The 18,191-nt window shown below is 40.6% G+C and carries 22 protein-coding genes; 10 read left to right on the top strand and 12 right to left on the bottom strand.

All coding sequences use genetic code 11. The annotated features are described in order from the left end of the window. Window positions 1-2: 2 nt before the first annotated feature. The 3 genes from C5695_RS03060 to C5695_RS03050 all read right to left on the bottom strand — a co-directional run bounded on the left by C5695_RS03060 (window position 3) and on the right by C5695_RS03050 (window position 3,145). Window positions 3-1,079, bottom strand: a complete 1,077-nt coding sequence (locus C5695_RS03060) for a DUF58 domain-containing protein (protein ID WP_233230792.1) — start codon at window positions 1,077-1,079, stop codon at window positions 3-5. A 101-nt stretch (window positions 1,080-1,180) separates the two neighbouring features. Then, window positions 1,181-2,143, bottom strand: coding sequence for an AAA family ATPase (locus C5695_RS03055; RefSeq protein WP_117729063.1), 963 nt, complete (start codon window positions 2,141-2,143; stop codon window positions 1,181-1,183). A gap of 102 nt (window positions 2,144-2,245) precedes the next feature. Then, window positions 2,246-3,145, bottom strand: a complete 900-nt coding sequence (locus C5695_RS03050) for a cation diffusion facilitator family transporter (protein ID WP_117729062.1) — start codon at window positions 3,143-3,145, stop codon at window positions 2,246-2,248. 481 nt (window positions 3,146-3,626) lie between these two features. Between C5695_RS03050 and gabP the strand changes: the two genes are divergently transcribed. The 3 genes from gabP (at window position 3,627) to C5695_RS03035 (ending at window position 7,266) form a co-directional block, all read left to right on the top strand. Next, window positions 3,627-5,015, top strand: a complete 1,389-nt coding sequence (gene gabP / locus C5695_RS03045; RefSeq protein WP_117729059.1) for a GABA permease — start codon at window positions 3,627-3,629, stop codon at window positions 5,013-5,015. A 97-nt stretch (window positions 5,016-5,112) separates the two neighbouring features. Beyond that, complete coding sequence (locus C5695_RS03040) at window positions 5,113-6,645, top strand: multicopper oxidase family protein (RefSeq protein ID WP_117729057.1); 1,533 nt, start codon at window positions 5,113-5,115, stop codon at window positions 6,643-6,645. 246 nt (window positions 6,646-6,891) lie between these two features. Next, the gene (locus C5695_RS03035; protein WP_117729055.1) at window positions 6,892-7,266 is read left to right on the top strand and encodes a carboxymuconolactone decarboxylase family protein; all 375 of its coding nucleotides are present in this window, start codon (window positions 6,892-6,894) and stop codon (window positions 7,264-7,266) included. A 218-nt stretch (window positions 7,267-7,484) separates the two neighbouring features. Here C5695_RS03035 and C5695_RS03030 read toward each other — a convergent pair whose 3' ends face one another. Continuing rightward, window positions 7,485-8,534: a hypothetical protein gene (locus C5695_RS03030; RefSeq protein ID WP_117729053.1), complete on the bottom strand. Its 1,050-nt coding sequence runs from the start codon at window positions 8,532-8,534 to the stop codon at window positions 7,485-7,487. 73 nt (window positions 8,535-8,607) lie between these two features. Continuing rightward, window positions 8,608-8,976: an RlpA-like double-psi beta-barrel domain-containing protein gene (locus C5695_RS03025; RefSeq protein WP_003213878.1), complete on the bottom strand. Its 369-nt coding sequence runs from the start codon at window positions 8,974-8,976 to the stop codon at window positions 8,608-8,610. A gap of 209 nt (window positions 8,977-9,185) precedes the next feature. On the opposite strand from C5695_RS03025, the gene C5695_RS03020 reads away from it, so the two are divergent. The 3 genes from C5695_RS03020 (at window position 9,186) to C5695_RS03010 (ending at window position 10,944) form a co-directional block, all read left to right on the top strand. Continuing rightward, on the top strand, window positions 9,186-9,860 hold the full coding sequence (locus C5695_RS03020; RefSeq protein ID WP_117729051.1) for a hypothetical protein: 675 nt from the start codon (window positions 9,186-9,188) through the stop codon (window positions 9,858-9,860). 122 nt (window positions 9,861-9,982) lie between these two features. After that, window positions 9,983-10,450 (top strand): hypothetical protein, encoded by a 468-nt coding sequence (locus tag C5695_RS03015; protein ID WP_117729049.1) that lies wholly within the window; start codon window positions 9,983-9,985, stop codon window positions 10,448-10,450. Window positions 10,451-10,587: 137 nt separating this feature from the next. Then, the gene (locus C5695_RS03010; protein WP_117729047.1) at window positions 10,588-10,944 is read left to right on the top strand and encodes a DUF4064 domain-containing protein; all 357 of its coding nucleotides are present in this window, start codon (window positions 10,588-10,590) and stop codon (window positions 10,942-10,944) included. Window positions 10,945-10,968: 24 nt separating this feature from the next. Here the strand turns inward: C5695_RS03010 and C5695_RS03005 are convergent, their stop codons facing one another. After that, window positions 10,969-11,388 (bottom strand): hypothetical protein, encoded by a 420-nt coding sequence (locus C5695_RS03005; protein ID WP_117729044.1) that lies wholly within the window; start codon window positions 11,386-11,388, stop codon window positions 10,969-10,971. 259 nt (window positions 11,389-11,647) lie between these two features. On the opposite strand from C5695_RS03005, the gene C5695_RS03000 reads away from it, so the two are divergent. Beyond that, window positions 11,648-12,184 (top strand): hypothetical protein, encoded by a 537-nt coding sequence (locus C5695_RS03000; protein WP_117729042.1) that lies wholly within the window; start codon window positions 11,648-11,650, stop codon window positions 12,182-12,184. 197 nt (window positions 12,185-12,381) lie between these two features. Here C5695_RS03000 and groL read toward each other — a convergent pair whose 3' ends face one another. Together groL and groES are read right to left on the bottom strand one after the other, a co-directional pair. Beyond that, window positions 12,382-14,016: a chaperonin GroEL gene (groL, locus tag C5695_RS02995; protein ID WP_117729039.1), complete on the bottom strand. Its 1,635-nt coding sequence runs from the start codon at window positions 14,014-14,016 to the stop codon at window positions 12,382-12,384. 55 nt (window positions 14,017-14,071) lie between these two features. Continuing rightward, complete coding sequence (gene groES / locus C5695_RS02990; protein ID WP_003214120.1) at window positions 14,072-14,356, bottom strand: co-chaperone GroES; 285 nt, start codon at window positions 14,354-14,356, stop codon at window positions 14,072-14,074. A 230-nt stretch (window positions 14,357-14,586) separates the two neighbouring features. On the opposite strand from groES, the gene C5695_RS02985 reads away from it, so the two are divergent. The 3 genes from C5695_RS02985 to C5695_RS02975 are packed head-to-tail and all read left to right on the top strand — an operon-like array spanning window position 14,587 to window position 15,912. After that, window positions 14,587-15,321 carry a CPBP family intramembrane glutamic endopeptidase gene (locus C5695_RS02985; protein WP_117729037.1) on the top strand — a complete coding sequence of 245 codons (735 nt, stop codon included), beginning with the start codon at window positions 14,587-14,589 and terminating at the stop codon, window positions 15,319-15,321. After that, a complete protein-coding gene (locus C5695_RS02980; RefSeq protein WP_003213897.1) occupies window positions 15,318-15,512 on the top strand; it encodes a YdiK family protein in 195 nt (64 codons plus the stop codon). The genes C5695_RS02985 and C5695_RS02980 overlap by 4 nt, the downstream gene beginning before the upstream one ends. A gap of 58 nt (window positions 15,513-15,570) precedes the next feature. Further along, entirely contained in the window at window positions 15,571-15,912 is a 342-nt protein-coding gene (locus tag C5695_RS02975; protein WP_117729035.1) for an NUDIX hydrolase, read from the top strand. Between the two features lie 37 nt (window positions 15,913-15,949). Here the strand turns inward: C5695_RS02975 and tatC are convergent, their stop codons facing one another. From tatC to moaC, 4 genes are read right to left on the bottom strand one after another with little or no spacing between them, the layout of a single operon-like run. Further along, entirely contained in the window at window positions 15,950-16,705 is a 756-nt protein-coding gene (gene tatC, locus C5695_RS02970; RefSeq protein ID WP_117729033.1) for a twin-arginine translocase subunit TatC, read from the bottom strand. 15 nt (window positions 16,706-16,720) lie between these two features. Then, entirely contained in the window at window positions 16,721-16,900 is a 180-nt protein-coding gene (locus tag C5695_RS02965) for a twin-arginine translocase TatA/TatE family subunit (RefSeq protein WP_117729030.1), read from the bottom strand. A gap of 27 nt (window positions 16,901-16,927) precedes the next feature. Continuing rightward, window positions 16,928-17,581: a redox-sensing transcriptional repressor Rex gene (locus tag C5695_RS02960; protein WP_117729028.1), complete on the bottom strand. Its 654-nt coding sequence runs from the start codon at window positions 17,579-17,581 to the stop codon at window positions 16,928-16,930. Between the two features lie 15 nt (window positions 17,582-17,596). Further along, window positions 17,597-18,088 (bottom strand): cyclic pyranopterin monophosphate synthase MoaC, encoded by a 492-nt coding sequence (gene moaC / locus C5695_RS02955; RefSeq protein ID WP_117729026.1) that lies wholly within the window; start codon window positions 18,086-18,088, stop codon window positions 17,597-17,599. Between the last annotated feature and the right edge of the window lie 103 nt (window positions 18,089-18,191).

The raw sequence follows: 18,191 nt of genomic DNA, 5'->3' as shown, positions 1-18,191 counted from the left end.
TGTCACCTCACAGTTCTTTCGTGCAGCCGGTCTTCAAATAAAACGGTCGTGCGTATTCCCGATGCCTTAAGCCGGTCTACAAGCTGTTTTTCTTTTCGATCTACGGCTCTCTTCACTAAAAGAACAGTGATGTTCTTTCTGTTTCGATTTCCAAGCAGGCTCGAACCAAGCTCTTCATGCAGATGACCCGTGACGACATATTTTCCAGTGTATTGGTACTCACTTGCTGCGAACGCTTTATATTCGAGCGCGCGAGAAGGATGATGCTGCACCCTTGTTAAAAAATAAAGCATGTCCTGTAAATGAAGTTCTCCTTGATCCACTCGAAAGGCATGCTGATCCCCAAGCGGGACAAGGCCTGCCGGAAGCCCTTTTTTCACTGCCGTTTGGAGAACAGAAGCTGTAATAGAGACGACGGTCTCAAAAGCTGCTTCATCTGTAAAATCGGCAAACACGACAAGATCCTTTGTTTGATTCTGTTCAAACTCCTTCGTCATCAGCTGACCTCTTCTAGCTGTCGTTTTCCAGTCCACCCAAGCGAAGCGGTCTCCTTGCTGATATTCCCGCACACCTGTTGTCACATGGGTTGGTTCATTTAACCACGAGTGAACCGCTTTTCCTCCATTTTCATTCACTGACTCAGCAGACTCCACCTGAAAATCGAGCATTTTCGGATAAACAATCAGCTTTTTTTCTAACGGAATGATCACTTCTTTCTCCACAAAACCAAACATATCACCCGTTTTGATTCGAACCGCTGACAAATGATGTTCACCGCGCATGACATCATTCAATTGATAGGAAAAACGCCATGTTCTCCGAAACCAAGGAAACAGCATTTGCTTCATTTCAATTTGCTCCTGTAAATGAAAGGTGTCTGGCGGCTCATCCTCAATCATGACGTAAACGTATGGAAATGGGTTTGTCCGCTTGATTTCAAGATCAACGGACAGCACGTCTCCCGCCTTCAAGCGGGTTTGTTGTAATGTCCTCTTCGCTGTCACTCGCAGCGGAACAAGCGCAAACAGCAAAGCATACAAAGCATATGGTAAAAATGCATAAAAAAGGAACCAACTCACAAATCCTCCCTGAAACATGGCATAACAAAAGGCTGCCGCAGTGAGGATGATGAGCATCATCACCCGTAACCATAATGAAAGATCGAAACGCTGACTTGACTTCATTGAGTCATCGACTTTTGAACTGGCACGCCAATTTGCTCAAGCATTTGTCGCAGCAGTGTCTCCGCCTTCTTCCCTTCATACGTTGCTTCTGATGTCAAAATCATTCGGTGCGGCAATGTATATGGTGCCAAATACTGTACATCATCAGGAATCACATAATCTCGCCTGTTCAATAGTGCATATGCCTGAGCCGCTTTCATGAGAGCGATGGATCCCCTTGGACTCACACCTAGATAAATAGATGGATGTTGACGCGTCGCTTGAGCAATTTCCACAATATATTCTTTAATTGATGCATCTACATGAATGGTCTGAACCGCTTGTTGCAGGGCATGAATGTGATCTTTTGTCATCACTGCTTGGAGCGTATCAATCGGGGATTGCTTCTCCTGCAAGTTGAGCACCTCTAGCTCCTCAAGCATGGTCGGGTACCCCATTTGCAGCTTGAATAAAAATCGATCCATTTGCGCTTCTGGAAGTGGATAGGTTCCCTCATATTCCACTGGATTTTGCGTAGCCATAACGAAAAAAGGATCCGCAAGCGGCATCGTGTCTCCGTCCACTGTGACACTGCCTTCCTCCATCGCTTCGAGCAATGCTGACTGTGTTTTTGGAGAGGTTCTGTTGATCTCATCGGCTAAAATAATCTGACCCATAATCGGTCCCTGCCTAAATTCAAATTCATTGGTCTTTTTATTATAAATCGACACACCTGTTACATCTGAAGGCAAAAGGTCGGGCGTAAATTGGATTCGCTTAAACTCACAGCCAATCGATTTTGCCAAAGCACGAACCATCATCGTCTTCCCAACACCAGGCACATCCTCTAGTAGCACATGCCCCTTCGCCAAAATCGCAACAAGGCTTAATATCGCAATGTCTTTCTTCCCAACCATGACTTTATTGATGTTATCTACGATTTTTTGTAAATCTGATTGCATCGGTTCATCAAATGCCATCCTGATCCTCCTATCACGTTTCCGTTAAATTTCATATAGTCTAACTTTACCATACAACGCGCAATTGCATAAAACATCCACACGTAGAAAAAAGAAGCCTCCTCACGATGGAAAAGACTTCTGCTCCTCTTTTGGCTCACTAGCTGGCTCCATATGAACATGGGAGTGTAATATATCGTGTTCCTTTTTCATCCGACGCTCAATTTCATCTGCAATATCATGGCTTTCTGCAATGTTCAAATGCGGCTCGACTTCCACAACGACATCCACATGAACCGTACTTCCAAGATAACGGGCCTTAATATCTTTCAAATCGCCCACTCCCGGTGTTGCTTCAATGGTCTCTTTATATTTGGACATATCTTTTATATGAAAACCGTCCGTTAACGAATGAGAAGCATCTCTGAAAATCCCCCACGCCGTTTTACAAATAATGAGACCAATAACAAACGCTGCAAGCGTATCAATCCATGCCAGCTGAAATTGAGAGGCCATGATTCCTACAAATGTTCCAATACTCACATACGCATCTGATTTATTATCAGCAGCTGCTGCATGAAGAGCCTGGCTATTGATTCGTTTGGACAGATTGCTGTTGTAAATATACACACCGTACATCACCACAGCACTTCCAGCTGCCGTCCAAGCTGCGATCATATCAGGCGTTTGATGCTCAGATGAGAAGAGCGACTGGCCAGCACTCAGCAGAACCTGAAGCCCAACAAGCATCATAATAAAGGACGCCACAAGAGACGCAATATTCTCCGCTCTAAAATGGCCGTATGGATGATCTTCATCAGGCGGCTTTTGAGAGATACGCAGCCCTATCAACACAGCAAGAGATGCAATAATATCCGTCGTATTATTCAATCCATCTGCTGAAAGAGCCTCTGAATGAAACACATACCCGATGATGAGTTTCACCGCAGATAAGATCACATAGGCAATGATGCTGACCCAAGCACCTGTTTCACCTTGTCTTAATTCGTTATAGCGCTCCATGTCGAACCGCGCCTCCTCACACATCACTTTTCTATTATTTATCTTACAAAGCAAAGCCCGTGTGGGTCTACAGCAACATGATTCGCTTGTGTCAGCAAAATAGGATACATAGAAATGTGTTGACCTAAGCAAACTTATTTTTATAAGGTCAATTGACCTCAAGACCTACTCCTATCAACCTTTTTCCAAATCGCTCTGAAATGGGTATATAAACAAAATCACGCTGCCGAATCATTATCAGAATAATTTTATTTTGAAACACAACTTTTCACTAATCAATTCTATGCTATTTTTAAGAATGAATAGAGGAAAAAGAGGGAACATAATCTCTCAAATCCTTTATACTTTTTAACATCTTGTTAAGAGGTTTGAAATGTCAGTTTGATAACCTGTCCAATGCTGAATGACAATTCAGTATGATAAAATTTAAAATATTCTAAAAACAAATTCTCTATGAAGAGAAATGTTTGGAGGTAAAGAAATGTCCAACATGACAAACGGTCTTCAAAAAAATCTTAAAACAAGACATATTTCAATGATCTCCATTGCTGGAGTTATTGGCGCAGGGCTATTTGTTGGTAGCGGCGCTGTCATTCATTCTGCAGGGCCTGGATCCATTCTTTCCTATTCTTTTGCCGGACTTCTCGTGATCTTTATTATGAGAATGCTTGGAGAAATGGCATGCGCCTATCCCACAAGCGGTTCCTTCTCACAATATGCAAGCGATGCGATCGGTCCATGGGCCGGATTTACAATCGGCTGGCTTTACTGGTTCTTCTGGGTGATCGTCATCGCCATCGAAGCCATTGCCGGTGCTGCCATTATTCAGTATTGGTATGGAGATGCACCTGTTTGGCTCACAAGTCTTATCCTCACTATCCTCTTAACATTAACAAATATCTTTTCTGTTAAATCTTTTGGAGAATTTGAATATTGGTTTTCATTAATAAAAGTCATCAGCATTATTCTCTTTCTACTCATCGGTTTTGCATTTATCTTCGGTTTTGGCGGTCATCATACTGCAGGTCTTGCCAATTTAACGGGAAACGGAGGTTTCCTTCCAAATGGATTCAGCTCTGTTTTACTCGGAATTGTCGTCGTCATCTTTTCTTTCATGGGAACCGAGATTGTAGCAATAGCAGCCGGAGAATCAGCAGACCCAGTCAAGTCTGTGACGACGGCTACCCGCTCTGTTGTATGGCGTATTATCGTGTTCTATGTCGGATCCATCGCTGTGGTTGTGACCTTGCTTCCATGGAATTCAGCAAGTATTTTGACAAGCCCCTTCGTTGCGGTATTAGATTACATCGGCGTTCCATCAGCTGCTCAAGTCATGAACGTCGTTGTTTTAACAGCCGTTCTTTCTTGTTTAAACTCCGGGTTGTACACAACGTCCAGAATGCTTTATTCATTAGCAGAAAGAGGCGAAGCGCCAAAACGCTTTATGAAAATCAGCAAACGTGGCGTTCCTGTAGCGGCTACAGTCGCAGGTACCTTCTTTTCCTACATTGCCGTCATGATGAACTACTTTTATCCTGAAACCATCTTTTTGTTCTTAGTCAATGCATCTGGTGCCATTGCCCTCCTTGTCTATTTGGTCATTGCCGTTTCACAATTAAGAATGCGCCGGCAAATCGAAAAAGACAATCCAGAACAGCTCAAAATTAAAATGTGGCTGTTCCCGTATCTCACGTACTTTACCATTTTGGTCATTTGCGCCATCTTGGCGTCAATGCTGTTTATCGAATCAATGAGACCACAGCTCATTTTGACGAGCATCATTACCTTCGGTGTGCTTGCCGCTTATTTCGTCTTTAAACCAAATAAAAAAGTGCCTGGAAATGCGACGCTTGAAAATAAACACCCATAATCTTCCCGCTGAAAAGCGGTTTTTTTATTTTATTCACCTATTTTGATGTCCGCACTTATACTGTATCAAATTGAATGTTAAGTGAGGATTAGTCAACATGAACCTAGAAAAATTTGTTGACGAGCTGCCAATTCCAGAAATCGCGGAGCCCGTCAAAAAGAACCCAAGACAAACGTATTATGAAATTGCTATGGAGGAGGTTTTCTTAAAAGTTCATAGAGACCTGCCCCCAACCAAGCTATGGACCTATAATGGCAGTTTGCCTGGTCCAACCATTCAAGCGAATCGAAATGAAAAAGTGAAAGTGAAATGGATGAACAAATTGCCTTTGAAGCATTTTCTGCCTGTTGATCACACCATTCATGCCAGTCATCATGATGAACCAGAAGTCAAAACGGTCGTTCATCTGCATGGTGGCGTCACACCAGCAAGCAGTGACGGCTATCCAGAGGCTTGGTTTTCACGGAACTTTGAAGCAACCGGCCCCTTTTTTGAACGAGAGGTGTACGAATACCCAAATCATCAGCAAGCCTGCACATTGTGGTATCACGATCATGCGATGGCATTAACACGATTAAATGTGTACGCCGGCTTAGCTGGGTTTTATTTGATCTCTGATGCATTTGAGAAATCGTTAGAATTACCGAAAGATGAATATGACATTCCTTTAATGATTATGGATCGTACGTTTCAGGAGGATGGGGCACTGTTTTATCCAAGCAGACCAAACAACACGCCAGAAGACAGTGACATACCAGATCCGTCCATTGTGCCCTTTTTTTGTGGAGAAACCATTTTGGTCAATGGAAAAGTGTGGCCTTATTTAGAAGTAGAACCAAGAAAATACCGTTTTCGTATTTTGAATGCGTCCAATACAAGAACTTACGAGCTTCACCTTGATAACGATGCTACGATTTTGCAAATTGGATCTGATGGCGGCTTTTTGCCAAGACCTGTTCACCATCAATCCTTTAGTATTGCTCCTGCTGAGCGGTTTGATGTCATTATCGACTTTTCAGCTTACGAAAACAAAACGATCATCCTTAAAAATAAAGCCGGCTGCGGGCAGGATGTGAATCCTGAAACAGATGCGAACATCATGCAATTTAAAGTCACACGTCCCCTAAAAGGGAGAGCACCTAAAACATTACGGCCGATTTTCAAACCGCTTCCACCGCTACGGCCTAGTCGAGCTGATAAAGAGCGTACGCTTACTCTTAGTGGCACACAGGATAAATATGGTCGTCCCATTTTATTGCTAGATAACCAGTTTTGGAATGACCCCGTCACGGAAAATCCTCGTCTTGGCAGTGTAGAGGTTTGGTCGATCGTCAACCCAACAAGGGGCACACACCCAATTCATTTACACCTCGTTCAATTTAGGGTGATAGATAGAAGACCATTTGATACAGAGGTCTATGAATCAACAGGGGAAATTGTGTATACAGGACCAAACGAAGCACCTCCTTTACATGAACAAGGCTATAAGGACACCATTCAAGCGCATGCCGGTGAAGTCATTCGAATCATCGCTCGCTTCGTTCCATACAGCGGCCGGTATGTGTGGCATTGTCATATTTTAGAGCACGAAGATTATGACATGATGCGGCCAATGGATATTATTCAGTAACATGAAACCGATCTACTGTCACATGCGTAAACATCTGTATTGAGTAAATCATCGCGAAGGGCTAAGGCATTGATACATTAGCCCTTTTTTTCCTTTGAAATGGCATTTATTTGTACATTCAACACTTGAAAAGTTTACACAACAAACCGATAATACTACTATATACCCATCACCTCTATCAAAAGGCACATAAGACACAACGAACGAACAAATGGAAAATTGCGATAAAAAACGGAGGAGTTCAATTTGAATGAAGAAAAAGAGACTTGCCAGGTCAAACTAGAAACAGCGGCAGGTAACATAGAGAAGCTTTCAATACAGGAAAACGAGAGCATTCGGTCAAACATTGAACAGCTAACAATTGAACTCGGTGAACAAAAAGAATTCAACCACTTCATTTTAGATGAAAAGCAAAAGGCGATCAGCACATTATCTGCTCTCATTACAAAAGGCGATAGTGAAGAAGAATTAAAGACTCATTTTGAACAAGCATTACATATCGGACTTTCTGTCATAGAGATCATGGAGATCATTAAGCACTGTACAAAGATTGCTGGATTTCCTCACTCGATTAATGCCCTGTTTATCTTTCAAAATTTATTAGACAATAACACCAAATAAATCAGAGAAAACGAGAAGCCGTCTGCCCTCTCGTTTTTTTATGTTCACTCATCTTACTCTCTTTCTTTTTTTCTGTCACATAAGCAAAATACGAAAATACCCCAAGTTTCCCGACTTGAAAACTCATTTTCCTTCCATAAATTCGTCAATTTCAGTATCATGTCAAACGGAAAAATAAAAAAAACGTCCAGTTATATCAAAATAACTGGACGTACCTTTTATCGATTGACAGTGAAATTATTAATAACTCCGCCATTCTTCTCCCAAACGGCTTCCACTGTTTTCTTCTTGATATTGTATTCAAATATCGTTCTAACCTTCGCCTTTCGTCCGGTATCATCCTTTAATTCTTTTGCATTTTTAGCAATACCTAAGAAATAAACAGAAGACCCGTCCGTAGAAAATTGTGGCTGTGCGGCACTTAAAATATGCACACCCTCGCTGCCTTTAACGAGTGTCACCTTTTTTCCTGTTTCTACATCAAGCATCTTAATAGAGGATACTTCCTTTTCGTTTCGTACCTTCACTTCTGTATAAATCAATTTTTGATGATCTGGTGAAAATGAAATATCATTGATCGTTTGCGGGATGCGTGCAATACGCTTTCCCTTCGCTCCAGTTTGAAGGGTAATTTTCATGGTTGTTGGTTCAGGGTCTTTTCCTTTTTCGTTTGCTTCATCGGTTTTCTTGTAATCTTCTTTTAAAGAATAGTGCTGGATAGCCAAAAGGTTCGATGCCGGATCATAAGCAAAAGAACTCACCGTATCATCCTTGCTTTTTTCTGGATACAATACCTTTACTTTATGTGTGTTTACATCAAACATCGCAACATAAAATTGTTCCCCTGAATCCTTATTATACCTAAGATATAACTGCTTCCCGTCTCCAGACAGTCTCATACTGTCGATGGAATCATCACTCGTAAATAGCGTTTTCTCTTCATCCGTTTTCACATTCAATTGTCGAATACTCACTTTTTGCGTGTCTTCATCCGTAAATGTGTAATATAAAAGCTGTTTCGTAGAATCATAAGCAATCGAAGGATATGCTGTCAGTTTCTCCGTGCGAAGAGCTCGGTCATGCAGATAATACGTATTGTTTAACTGTTGATCAGTAAATGAAACGAGCAATTCGTCTTTTGCATCCTGATTTGTTTTCACTTTTCCTGCATGTTTCGCCTCTTGACCCGGCTTCATCATGAAGAAAATGACGACCGCTATCACTGCGACGCCGATGACCGTCATGGTCCACCATGTTGATTTTCTCATTGCCTTTCAGACCCTCTCTACAAGAAAAGAAGCCAGAAAATGAACTTTTCCCGCTTCTTTGCATGCCTATGTATTAATAAGTGTAATGCCCTTTTACGACACCTTTACTTGTTTTATACCCAAGTGCTTTGAATGCTTTCGGACTGACGTCTAATACAGCGTTTGGCATTCTGCCTACATCATATTTATATACTGTAATCACTTTATGTGGTTTCGCTTTTGTTGTCACTCTTAGTTTTGTACCTTTTTTCGGTACGTCAAATCCCATTTTAGTTGCTGCATCCCAATGACCGAGTTTTTTTCCATCTGCGCCTTTTTTACCGACACCATTATACCAAGTAATATTGCCGCTTACTTTTTTTGCACTTGCTCCATGTGAGAAACTAAACGCCAAAAATAAACTAGCTACTGTTACGATTGTCGCGATAAGCTTTTTATTCATTAGAAAATCCTCCGTATTTGGTTTCTGGATTCATTATACATGAAGATGCACCCAGTTATTTTACAGACACATTACAATTCGAATACAAGTTGACCACTTTATGACTGATTTTTTTCACCAATACCACTAAAAATAGCCAGAATATTGTCAGTAGACCCCCACTTTCATTTTATATAATAAAAGTGAATCAAATTTAAGGAGGAATTTTCATGAAAAAATGGTTGATCGTTTTGAGTTTAAGTTTAGCCTTCGTTTTGATGCTCTCAAGTATCCCTGCCTCTGCGGCTAGTCCTCGTCACGGTGCGATTGTGACCCAAACGGATGAGGCGAAATGGTCAGGTATCTCTGCTGATATTGTGCTGCCGAAAACAACTACCATTAAGAATGGCTATGCGGATTGGTACCTCGGTCTCGGCTCTGCCGTTGTAGAGAGCGGTATTTCAAAAACGTCTTCTGGCTATAAGGTCTTTCTAGGCAGCGGCTCACAAGGCGGCAGTCAATATTGGAACAGTGAATACGATTCAAGTATTAAAGATGGTGCACGTGTCAACTTAAAGCTCATCAACAATGGTGATGGCACAGTGTCACTATACGTCAACGGGAAATTACGCTATAAGCAGCCTGTTTACAATCCTAGCCGTCTGAAAAACCTCGATGTCGTCAAAATGGTTCATGGCGTACAAGATAATGGAACAAACAGCTACTCGCAAGCAAGCTTCTCGAATGTACAGCTTCGTGCAAATACATCAGGAAGTGTCTATAAAAAATGGGACGGCACCATCAAATCATCGCTTTTACGTAAAAATTTAGAATCAGGTGCTGCCGCTCCAAAATTCACTGTCATTTCTTCTGTTCCATTAAGTACAAGCCTTTCCGCACAATAAGAAAAAAGCGCCCTTTTTGGGTGCTTTTTATTGTTCACAGCATATCAACACTTCTCTTTTAATCAAATCAAGGATTCGTGGTAACATAAACATACATACTTCAAAGAAAAAGGAGAACGAACGTGAAAAAAAGTCTACTTGTTTTCATGAGCCTAGTTGCAAGTCTCTTCATGCTAGCCGCTTGCTCAAATACAGCAAAAGAACAAAAAACAGAAACGAAGGCACTTCCAACGATTAATGAACGCATTCAAAAAGAAACAAAAGAAGTCATGGAGCAGTCTAAACTTATAAAAGACACAGCGATTACCGTTGATCAAAAGAAAAAAGTCATCTCATTAAACGTGACAGCTTCCTCTGATACCAATAGTGATTATGCTGAAGTCATCGGTTTAAACTTTGCCAAAACGCTGGCCATTGGAGCTTCAACTGAAAAAGAAAACAACCTGCATAAACCAGAAAATGACAGCCTTGGTGCTCTCTATTCCTTCTATGACTTAAACATCACCGTGAAACAAGAAAGCGGTAAAGTGCTGGCAAAAGGAAAGAAAAAAACAAATGAAACAAAGATTACTTGGGAAAGAGCCCAGTAAAAGGACAAGAAAATCTTTTATGGATTTTCTTGTTTTTTTTACAAAACTATTAACATCATGAAAAGAATGCCGATGATTAAGATTGTGTTGGTTCTTAAGTACCAATAATTCTTAATTACATATCGGAGGAACGTCTCATGAAAAGAACTACGGAATTTGTTTTAGGCTTAATCGGAGGAATTTTTGGATTTTTCGGCGCAATGTTCGCTCTTGCTTTCGGGGGAATCGATGCGGCTTTTAGTGAAACAGGATCTAGTGAAATTACAGGATTAGGCTGGGCTGCGATGCTATTCTCTATTCTTGCTATTGTTTCATCTGTCATCGTGAAGAAAAAAGCAAAGCTTGGTGGGATTTTATTATTAGTATCTGCTGTTGGTGGCATTATTTCTATTTCTATGTTCTTTATCCTTCCAGCTGTATTAATCATCATCGCAGGCTGCATGGGCGTATTTAGAAAAGAGCCTGTCGTCAATAAAACAACTGCATCAGAATAATGAAAAAAGCTTGTAGAGATTGCTCTACAAGCCTTTTCTCTCTACTCTTTTTAATTCAAATTGAATGGCATCAACTAGCTCTATCAGGTCTTGATTTGTCCAAAGATCCAGAATAAACAATATATCATTCATCATGTATGATAGCTCTCCACGGCTCACTAATTCCTCTTTATAAAAAGGAACGATGAAGAAATACAGTAGATCTGCCAATTCAAGAACGACATGTACATCTTTTTCATTCATGATAATTTGATGCAAACTATGAACCAACCATTTAAGATCATTATCATTTTCAATAGGAACATACATCAATTGATGTATTTCATTGGTATCCCTTCTCTTTAAAATCCTCTCAGCAGATTCCTTTGAAAGAGCCCCAATTGCATTTGAAGATATATTCAGAAATAGACCTCTATTAACCACCTTAACCGAAGTAGTATCCATCCTAATCAACTCCCAATCCCTTTTAATAATTCTATTATAAGGAAATTCAAGTTCGTTTTAAGTTATCAGAAGTGGATTTTATCTAATTTTAAGCTAACCGGTTTATGAAATATTCAAAGATGAATCAATTCAAACAAAATATTCTATTTTTGTGATTTTATGTTGATTTATAGATTCTTTTGTCCTATTATAATAGTCATAGATAATGTATAAGCTTATAAAAGATGCTTATATAAATTGACTAAAGGGGATTTTTATTTTGAAAAAATTTTATGCTGTATTTCTAGCTTTAGGGCTAACATTCACATTGGCTGCTTGTGGCTCAACAGATGATGTATCTACAGGTGCGTCTAAAGAAAAAGAGTCAACAAGTACAAAAACACAAACAAAAAATAAAGAAGATGATGGTTCAAAGAAATTTAACGCCAGCAAACACAAAACGAATGCTCAAGGAATGAAAATAAACCTTGGCGAAATTAAAATTATGAAGGATAGAATTAACGTAGGAATGAACATCGAAAATACGACAGATAAAGTCCTGAATTTTTACCCAGATCAAGGTAAAGCTGTAGCTGGAAGCATGCAATTAGATGCGAATATGTTTATGACTGATGGTAAAATTGGAGGAGATGTTGAAGGTGGCGTGAAACAAGATGGCGTCATTCAATTCTTAGCTCCTGAAGGCAAAGAAATCAACATTAAAAACATCAAAGAATTGAAACTGAAATTTGGAGATGTTACAACTGATGATTACATGAATAGTAAAGACGTGTCTTTCACAGTAAAAGTAAAATAAACTTTCATTAACGCCCTTGAATGATAAGGGCTTTTTTTATTACATCCTTTTTTCACCACTCATAAAAGGAGCCGCTCTTCCCAAGTTTCTTATGTAAACGATTGAGAAGCGGTGAAGATTTCAATTGAGCATTGCTCGTGACCAAATTTATGAAGACATAACAAAAACCCCTTTTTCAAGGGGTTTTCGGGGGGTGTTTACATCATTCCACCCATGCCGCCCATGCCGCCCATATCCGGCATTCCGCCGCCTGAGCCGCCTTCTTCTGGTTTGTCAGCTACGACTGCTTCAGTTGTAAGAAGCATAGCTGCAACAGAAGCTGCGTTTTGAAGTGCAGAGCGCGTTACTTTTGTTGGGTCAACGATTCCTTTTTCGATCATGTTGACCCATTCGTTTGTTGCTGCATTGAAGCCTACGCCAATTTCTTCGTTTTTCAAGCGCTCAACGATGACTGATCCTTCAAGACCTGCGTTGTGAGCGATTTGACGGATTGGCTCTTCAAGAGAACGTAGAACGATGTTCACACCAGTTTGAACGTCACCATCCGCTTCGATTGAAGCGACTTTGTTGTATACATTCACAAGTGCTGTACCACCACCAGATACGATACCTTCTTCAACTGCTGCACGAGTTGAGTTCAGTGCATCCTCGATGCGTAGTTTACGCTCTTTTAGTTCTGTTTCAGTTGCAGCACCAACTTTGATGACAGCGACGCCGCCAGCTAGTTTTGCAAGACGTTCTTGTAATTTTTCTTTATCGAATTCAGAAGTAGTTTCCTCTACTTGCGCACGGATTTGGTTCACACGTGCTGCGATTTGAGCAGAATCTCCTGAGCCTTCTACGATCGTTGTGTTTTCTTTTGTTACAACGACTTTAGACGCGCGGCCAAGCTGACCAATTTCAGTTGATTTTAGGTCAAGTCCTAGATCTTCTGTGATGAGTTCTCCACCAGTTAGAACAGAGATGTCTTCAAGCATTGCTTTACGACGATCACCGAATCCAGGTGCTTTTACTGCCACTGCATTGAATGTTCCACGAAGTTTGTTCACAACAAGTGTTGCAAGTGCTTCGCCTTCTACATCTTCAGCAATGATCAACAATGGTTTTCCTTGTTGTACCACTTGCTCAAGTACTGGAAGGATTTCTTGAATGTTTGTGATTTTTTTATCAGTAATTAAGATGTAAGGATTTTCAAGAACCGCTTCCATCTTATCAGAATCAGTTACCATGTATGGTGACGCGTATCCGCGGTCAAACTGCATTCCTTCAACCACTTCAAGCTCAGTTGTGAATCCTTTAGATTCTTCAATTGTGATCACGCCGTCGTTCCCTACACGCTCCATTGCTTCTGCGATTAGGCTTCCAACTTCTTCATCTGCTGCAGAAATAGATGCCACTTGAGCAATTGATTCTTTGCCTTCGATTGGTTTAGAAATCTCGTGCAAGCCTCCAAGTGCTACTTTCACAGCTTCTTCGATCCCTTTACGAACGCCAACAGGGTTTGCACCAGCTGTTACGTTTTTAAGACCTTCACGGATCATTGCTTGAGCTAGAACTGTTGCAGTCGTTGTACCGTCACCGGCTACGTCGTTTGTTTTGCTTGCAACTTCAGCCACAAGTTTTGCACCCATGTTTTCAAATGCATCTTCTAATTCGATTTCTTTTGCGATCGTTACACCATCATTTGTGATAAGTGGAGAACCGAATTTTTTCTCAAGAACCACGTTACGTCCTTTAGGTCCTAAAGTTACTTTTACAGCATCTGCAAGTGCATCTACACCACGTAACATCGCGCGACGTGCTTCTTCACTAAACTTAATATCTTTTGCCATAATAACGAAACCTCCTCAGTCTTTTTAAAAATTTATTTCAATGTTTTTTATGTGATTAACCAATAACAGCTAAAATGTCGCTCTCACGAAGGATTAAATATTCTTTTCCTTCATATTTCACTTCAGTGCCTGCATATTTTGAGAAGATAATGCGGTCGCCTGTGTTTACTTCTAACGCAACGCGCTCACCACTTTCAAGTACACGGCCTGAACCTGCTGCAACAATTTTACCTTCTTGCGGTTTTTCTTTTGCAGAATCCGGTAACACAATACCGCTAGCGGTTTTTTCCTCAGATTCAACGAGTTCAATGATTACGCGATCGCCTAATGGCTTTAACATAAGAAACAACCTCCTCAATTTTTATATGTAGTCTTTTTTTAGCACTCATCACTAGTGAGTGCTAACACATTTATTATAATAAAGAATGTCTTCTGTAATTTCAAGTAAAAACCTTTAAAAATTTTTACGCTTTCATGATCTTTTTTCAACTCAGATTCTTTCCTTTTCATCGAAAAAGAAGACTTGTGTTACAATAAATCTAGTTCTTTTAGTAAAGGGGTTTTCGTTACTTGAAAAAACAATATTGGTACATCATCTTAACGTATATATTGGTGCAGGTTTCTGCGATTCCTTATGTGTTCATTCTGAAATGGTTAGGATATATACAGACACCAATGACACAAGCAGAGCTCTCAAAATTATCAGGAACATGGACAATCATTAGTTTCTGTATCGGATTAATCATTATTTTGCTCATCCTTCGGACCGTGCCAAAAGCTTCGCTTCGAAATGAAGCACCGGCTTCAGTCGGCGCGGCAATCGCTTGGATCATTGGCGGTTTCTTTCTTTCCCTCTTTGCACAATCAATTGCGGGGGCGATTGAACAATATGCATTTGGCATTGGCCGAGAATCCGAGAATACTCAAAACATTTTATCCATTATGGATGCAGTTCCATGGCTTGTGATCGTCATCGCCCTGATTGGACCGATATTAGAGGAAATCATTTTTCGAAAAATCATCTTTGGTGTGGTTTATGAAAAAACGAATTTTTTCATTGGAGCACTTGTCAGTTCAGTGGTTTTCGCTGCTGTACACAATGATTTCCCCCATATCTTGCTCTATACCGCAATGGGCTTTACCTTTGCCTTTTTATATGCGAAAACAAAACGAATCATTGTTCCAATCGGTGCTCATATGCTGATGAACTCGCTCGTCATCCTTGTGCAAATTGAGCCAGTCAGAAAAATAATTGAAGAACAATCTCAAACAATGCAAATGATTATTGGAGGCTTTTTCTCATGAGAAACCCTGTCGTATGGGGCATCATTTATTTTGCCGTAGGTGTGGCTTTCACCTATATGGCCATTCAAAATCCAGGTGATATGTGGTCATTTTACAGCATTTTGCTGATGGTGTTCGCGGCCTATAATATCAATATCGCGCTTAAAATGTTTGCCTTCTCTGTCAAACTCAAAAAACAGCAGCAAAAATAAACCAAAAACCATTTTCCAAGCACCGGAAAATGGTTTTTTTATGGAGGAGTTTGTTGTCGTGGAACATGAGAAACTTCGTATCTTAAACGATCAGCATGAAAAAATTGGAGTGGCAGCCCGTTCAGATATCCACGCCCAAGGTCTTTGGCATGAAACGTTTCATGTCTGGCTGCTCAAAGAGGAACAGGGAGTCGCTGGACTTTACAGAGCAAGACTATTGGATGCACAGCAGCTTTTCACAGGGATAAGTGAAAGAATAGAGATAGAGGGTTTTGAAGTTCGTGCAGACGGTGAACGACGTGAGGAAAGCAAAAAAGTCGGCATACATGATTTTGTCCTGCATGAGCCCGCCTATTATCAGCATCTATTTCAAGAAATCAATCAAATCCTTTCAAAATAGAAAAAATCGTGACCCAAATTAAGGTCACGATGCTTTTTTATGAGACATCATAATCTTCTTTCTCCTCTGTCTCTGTTTGCTGCATTTTACGATAGGTCACTCTCGAAATGACAATACTCACTTCGTACAAAACGAGCATCGGTAAGGTGACCATGAGGTGAGAAACGATCTCTGGCGGTGTAATGAGTGCGGCAATGACAATGAGGACAAAATAGGCATACTTCCGTATTTTCGATAAAAACATCGGTGTGATGATGCCAAGTCTTGTGAGAAACATCAACACAACGGGCATCTGAAACAAAAAGCCAAATGGAAGTGTTAGCTGCATCAGAAATGTAAAATACTCATGAATCCCAATCACTTGCTCTACATTTAAATCACTTGACATCCGCATCAGAAAATCGACGACAAACGGAAACAAAATAAAATAAGAGAAAGCCACACCGCTCAAAAATAAAAGCAGTGAAATCGGAATATAAGCAAGTGTCACCTTTCTTTCTTTATCATATAAACCAGGACTCACAAACGCCCATAGCTGATATAAGATTACGGGACACGTCAAAACCAAAGCAATGACAAATGCGAACTGCATAAACACGTATAGTGGATCTGTAAGCTTAAACGCATTCAGGGTCAGTGTAGCCGCTTCATCCGTATTTTGTAAATACACAATGACCGGCTTAGCAAGAAAAAAACCTGCCACCATAAAGGCAACAAAAAACATCACAATGATCACTAAACGTTTTCGCAGTTCCACAATATGCTCCATAAGCGGCATATCTTTGACATTCATGAAGCTCATCCTATTCTACTCATCTTCTTTTTTCTTTTTTTCATCCTGATCATCTGCTAAACCTTTTGTGGCATTTTTGAATTCACGTAATGTATCTCCTGCTGCTCTTCCTAATTGAGGAAGCTTTTTCGGCCCAAAAATAATGAGCGCAACAATCGCAATCAGAACCAAACTTCCAGGACCAATCGGACCCATTTGCTCCACCCCCTTTACCCCTTTTCGTCAATCCTCCTGTGTAACAGAGTAATGCTTTAAGAAATACACAAGAGACTGAAGTTCAACCGCCAAATCTATATGATGAATTCGAATGTGTTCCGGCACATTCAATCGGGCCGGCGTAAAATTAAGGATCCCTTTGATGCCAAGTGCAATCAAACGATCTGTAATGGGTTGAGCTGCTACGGCAGGTACTGTCAAAATGGCAACAGGAATATCCCCTACCTCTTGAACATGCTCTTCAAGCTTATCCAAATCATAGACAGGCACACCGCCTATCTCACTTCCTATTTTACTCTCATTGACGTCAAAAGCCATTGCAATTTTTGTATTATTATTTTTAATGAAATTATAGTGTAAAAAAGCAGTCCCTAAATTCCCGACACCGATAAGCATGACATTCGTCATTTCATCTTGGTCTAGTGTTTTTCTAAAGAAGGTCAAGAGGTAATCGACATTATAGCCATACCCTTTTTTCCCAAGAGCACCAAAGTACGAAAAATCTCGGCGAATGGTGGCAGAATCCACTTTGACTGCATCACTAAGCTCTGCCGATGACACCCTTTGTTTTCCTGATGCATGCAGATTTTTTAAAAAACGGTAGTATAGCGGCAAACGTTTGGCTGTCGCTTGTGGAATTTTTGACTGATCTATATTCATATAAGGTCCTCCAACTTAAATATCAGATGCTCTGTGAAAATCACCGTTTTTCCCACCTGTCTTTTCGATTAGATAGGTAGGACCGATGATCATGCCTTTATCAATCGCTTTACACATGTCGTAAACGGTCAGTGCACATACTGAAGCAGAAGTGAGCGCTTCCATCTCCACACCCGTACTTCCTTTTGTTTTTACCTGTACTTGTATGTTCAGAATGTGCGCATTTCCGTCTTCCTCCCAATCAAAGGAGATATCCACGCCTTTTAGTGCAAGCGGATGACACATTGGGATGATGGTAGATGTTTGCTTTGCTGCCATAATGCCAGCAACCTGTGCGACAGACAGCACATCCCCTTTTCCAATTTCACGTTGCTCTATTTTATGAAACACTTCTTTTATCATACGAACACTTGAAGCAGCAATGGCGGTTCTCACTGTGGACGATTTGTCACTAATGTCGACCATCTTTGCTCTTCCCTGTTCGTTAAAGTGGCTAAATTGACTCATCTCTCAACGCTCCCTCACTCAAATGATACACTATTTTTTCCTATCTGTCTTTCATTTGAATATGGCGATTGTATGTAACATTTGCTGGTTTACTGCTGATAAG

Origin of the sequence: Bacillus pumilus (genome assembly GCF_003431975.1) — a bacterium.
GTDB lineage: Bacteria > Bacillota > Bacilli > Bacillales > Bacillaceae > Bacillus > Bacillus pumilus_N.
The sequence above is the reverse complement of the archived record's forward strand: the minus strand, read 5'-3'. Positions and strand labels throughout refer to the sequence as shown.

Excerpts from the sequence above, each read along its gene's own strand:
- C5695_RS03055 (WP_117729063.1), bottom strand. The coding sequence starts at position 2,143 with ATGGCATTTGATGAACCGATGCAATCAGATTTACAAAAAATCGTAGAT.
- C5695_RS03050 (WP_117729062.1), bottom strand. The coding sequence starts at position 3,145 with ATGGAGCGCTATAACGAATTAAGACAAGGTGAAACAGGTGCTTGGGTC.
- gabP (WP_117729059.1), top strand. The coding sequence starts at position 3,627 with ATGTCCAACATGACAAACGGTCTTCAAAAAAATCTTAAAACAAGACAT.
- C5695_RS03040 (WP_117729057.1), top strand. The coding sequence starts at position 5,113 with ATGAACCTAGAAAAATTTGTTGACGAGCTGCCAATTCCAGAAATCGCG.
- C5695_RS03030 (WP_117729053.1), bottom strand. The coding sequence starts at position 8,534 with ATGAGAAAATCAACATGGTGGACCATGACGGTCATCGGCGTCGCAGTG.
- C5695_RS03025 (WP_003213878.1), bottom strand. The coding sequence starts at position 8,976 with ATGAATAAAAAGCTTATCGCGACAATCGTAACAGTAGCTAGTTTATTT.
- C5695_RS03020 (WP_117729051.1), top strand. The coding sequence starts at position 9,186 with ATGAAAAAATGGTTGATCGTTTTGAGTTTAAGTTTAGCCTTCGTTTTG.
- C5695_RS03010 (WP_117729047.1), top strand. The coding sequence starts at position 10,588 with ATGAAAAGAACTACGGAATTTGTTTTAGGCTTAATCGGAGGAATTTTT.
- C5695_RS03005 (WP_117729044.1), bottom strand. The coding sequence starts at position 11,388 with ATGGATACTACTTCGGTTAAGGTGGTTAATAGAGGTCTATTTCTGAAT.
- groL (WP_117729039.1), bottom strand. The coding sequence starts at position 14,016 with ATGGCAAAAGATATTAAGTTTAGTGAAGAAGCACGTCGCGCGATGTTA.
- groES (WP_003214120.1), bottom strand. The coding sequence starts at position 14,356 with ATGTTAAAGCCATTAGGCGATCGCGTAATCATTGAACTCGTTGAATCT.
- C5695_RS02980 (WP_003213897.1), top strand. The coding sequence starts at position 15,318 with ATGAGAAACCCTGTCGTATGGGGCATCATTTATTTTGCCGTAGGTGTG.
- tatC (WP_117729033.1), bottom strand. The coding sequence starts at position 16,705 with ATGAATGTCAAAGATATGCCGCTTATGGAGCATATTGTGGAACTGCGA.
- C5695_RS02965 (WP_117729030.1), bottom strand. The coding sequence starts at position 16,900 with ATGGGTCCGATTGGTCCTGGAAGTTTGGTTCTGATTGCGATTGTTGCG.
- C5695_RS02960 (WP_117729028.1), bottom strand. The coding sequence starts at position 17,581 with ATGAATATAGATCAGTCAAAAATTCCACAAGCGACAGCCAAACGTTTG.
- moaC (WP_117729026.1), bottom strand. The coding sequence starts at position 18,088 with ATGAGTCAATTTAGCCACTTTAACGAACAGGGAAGAGCAAAGATGGTC.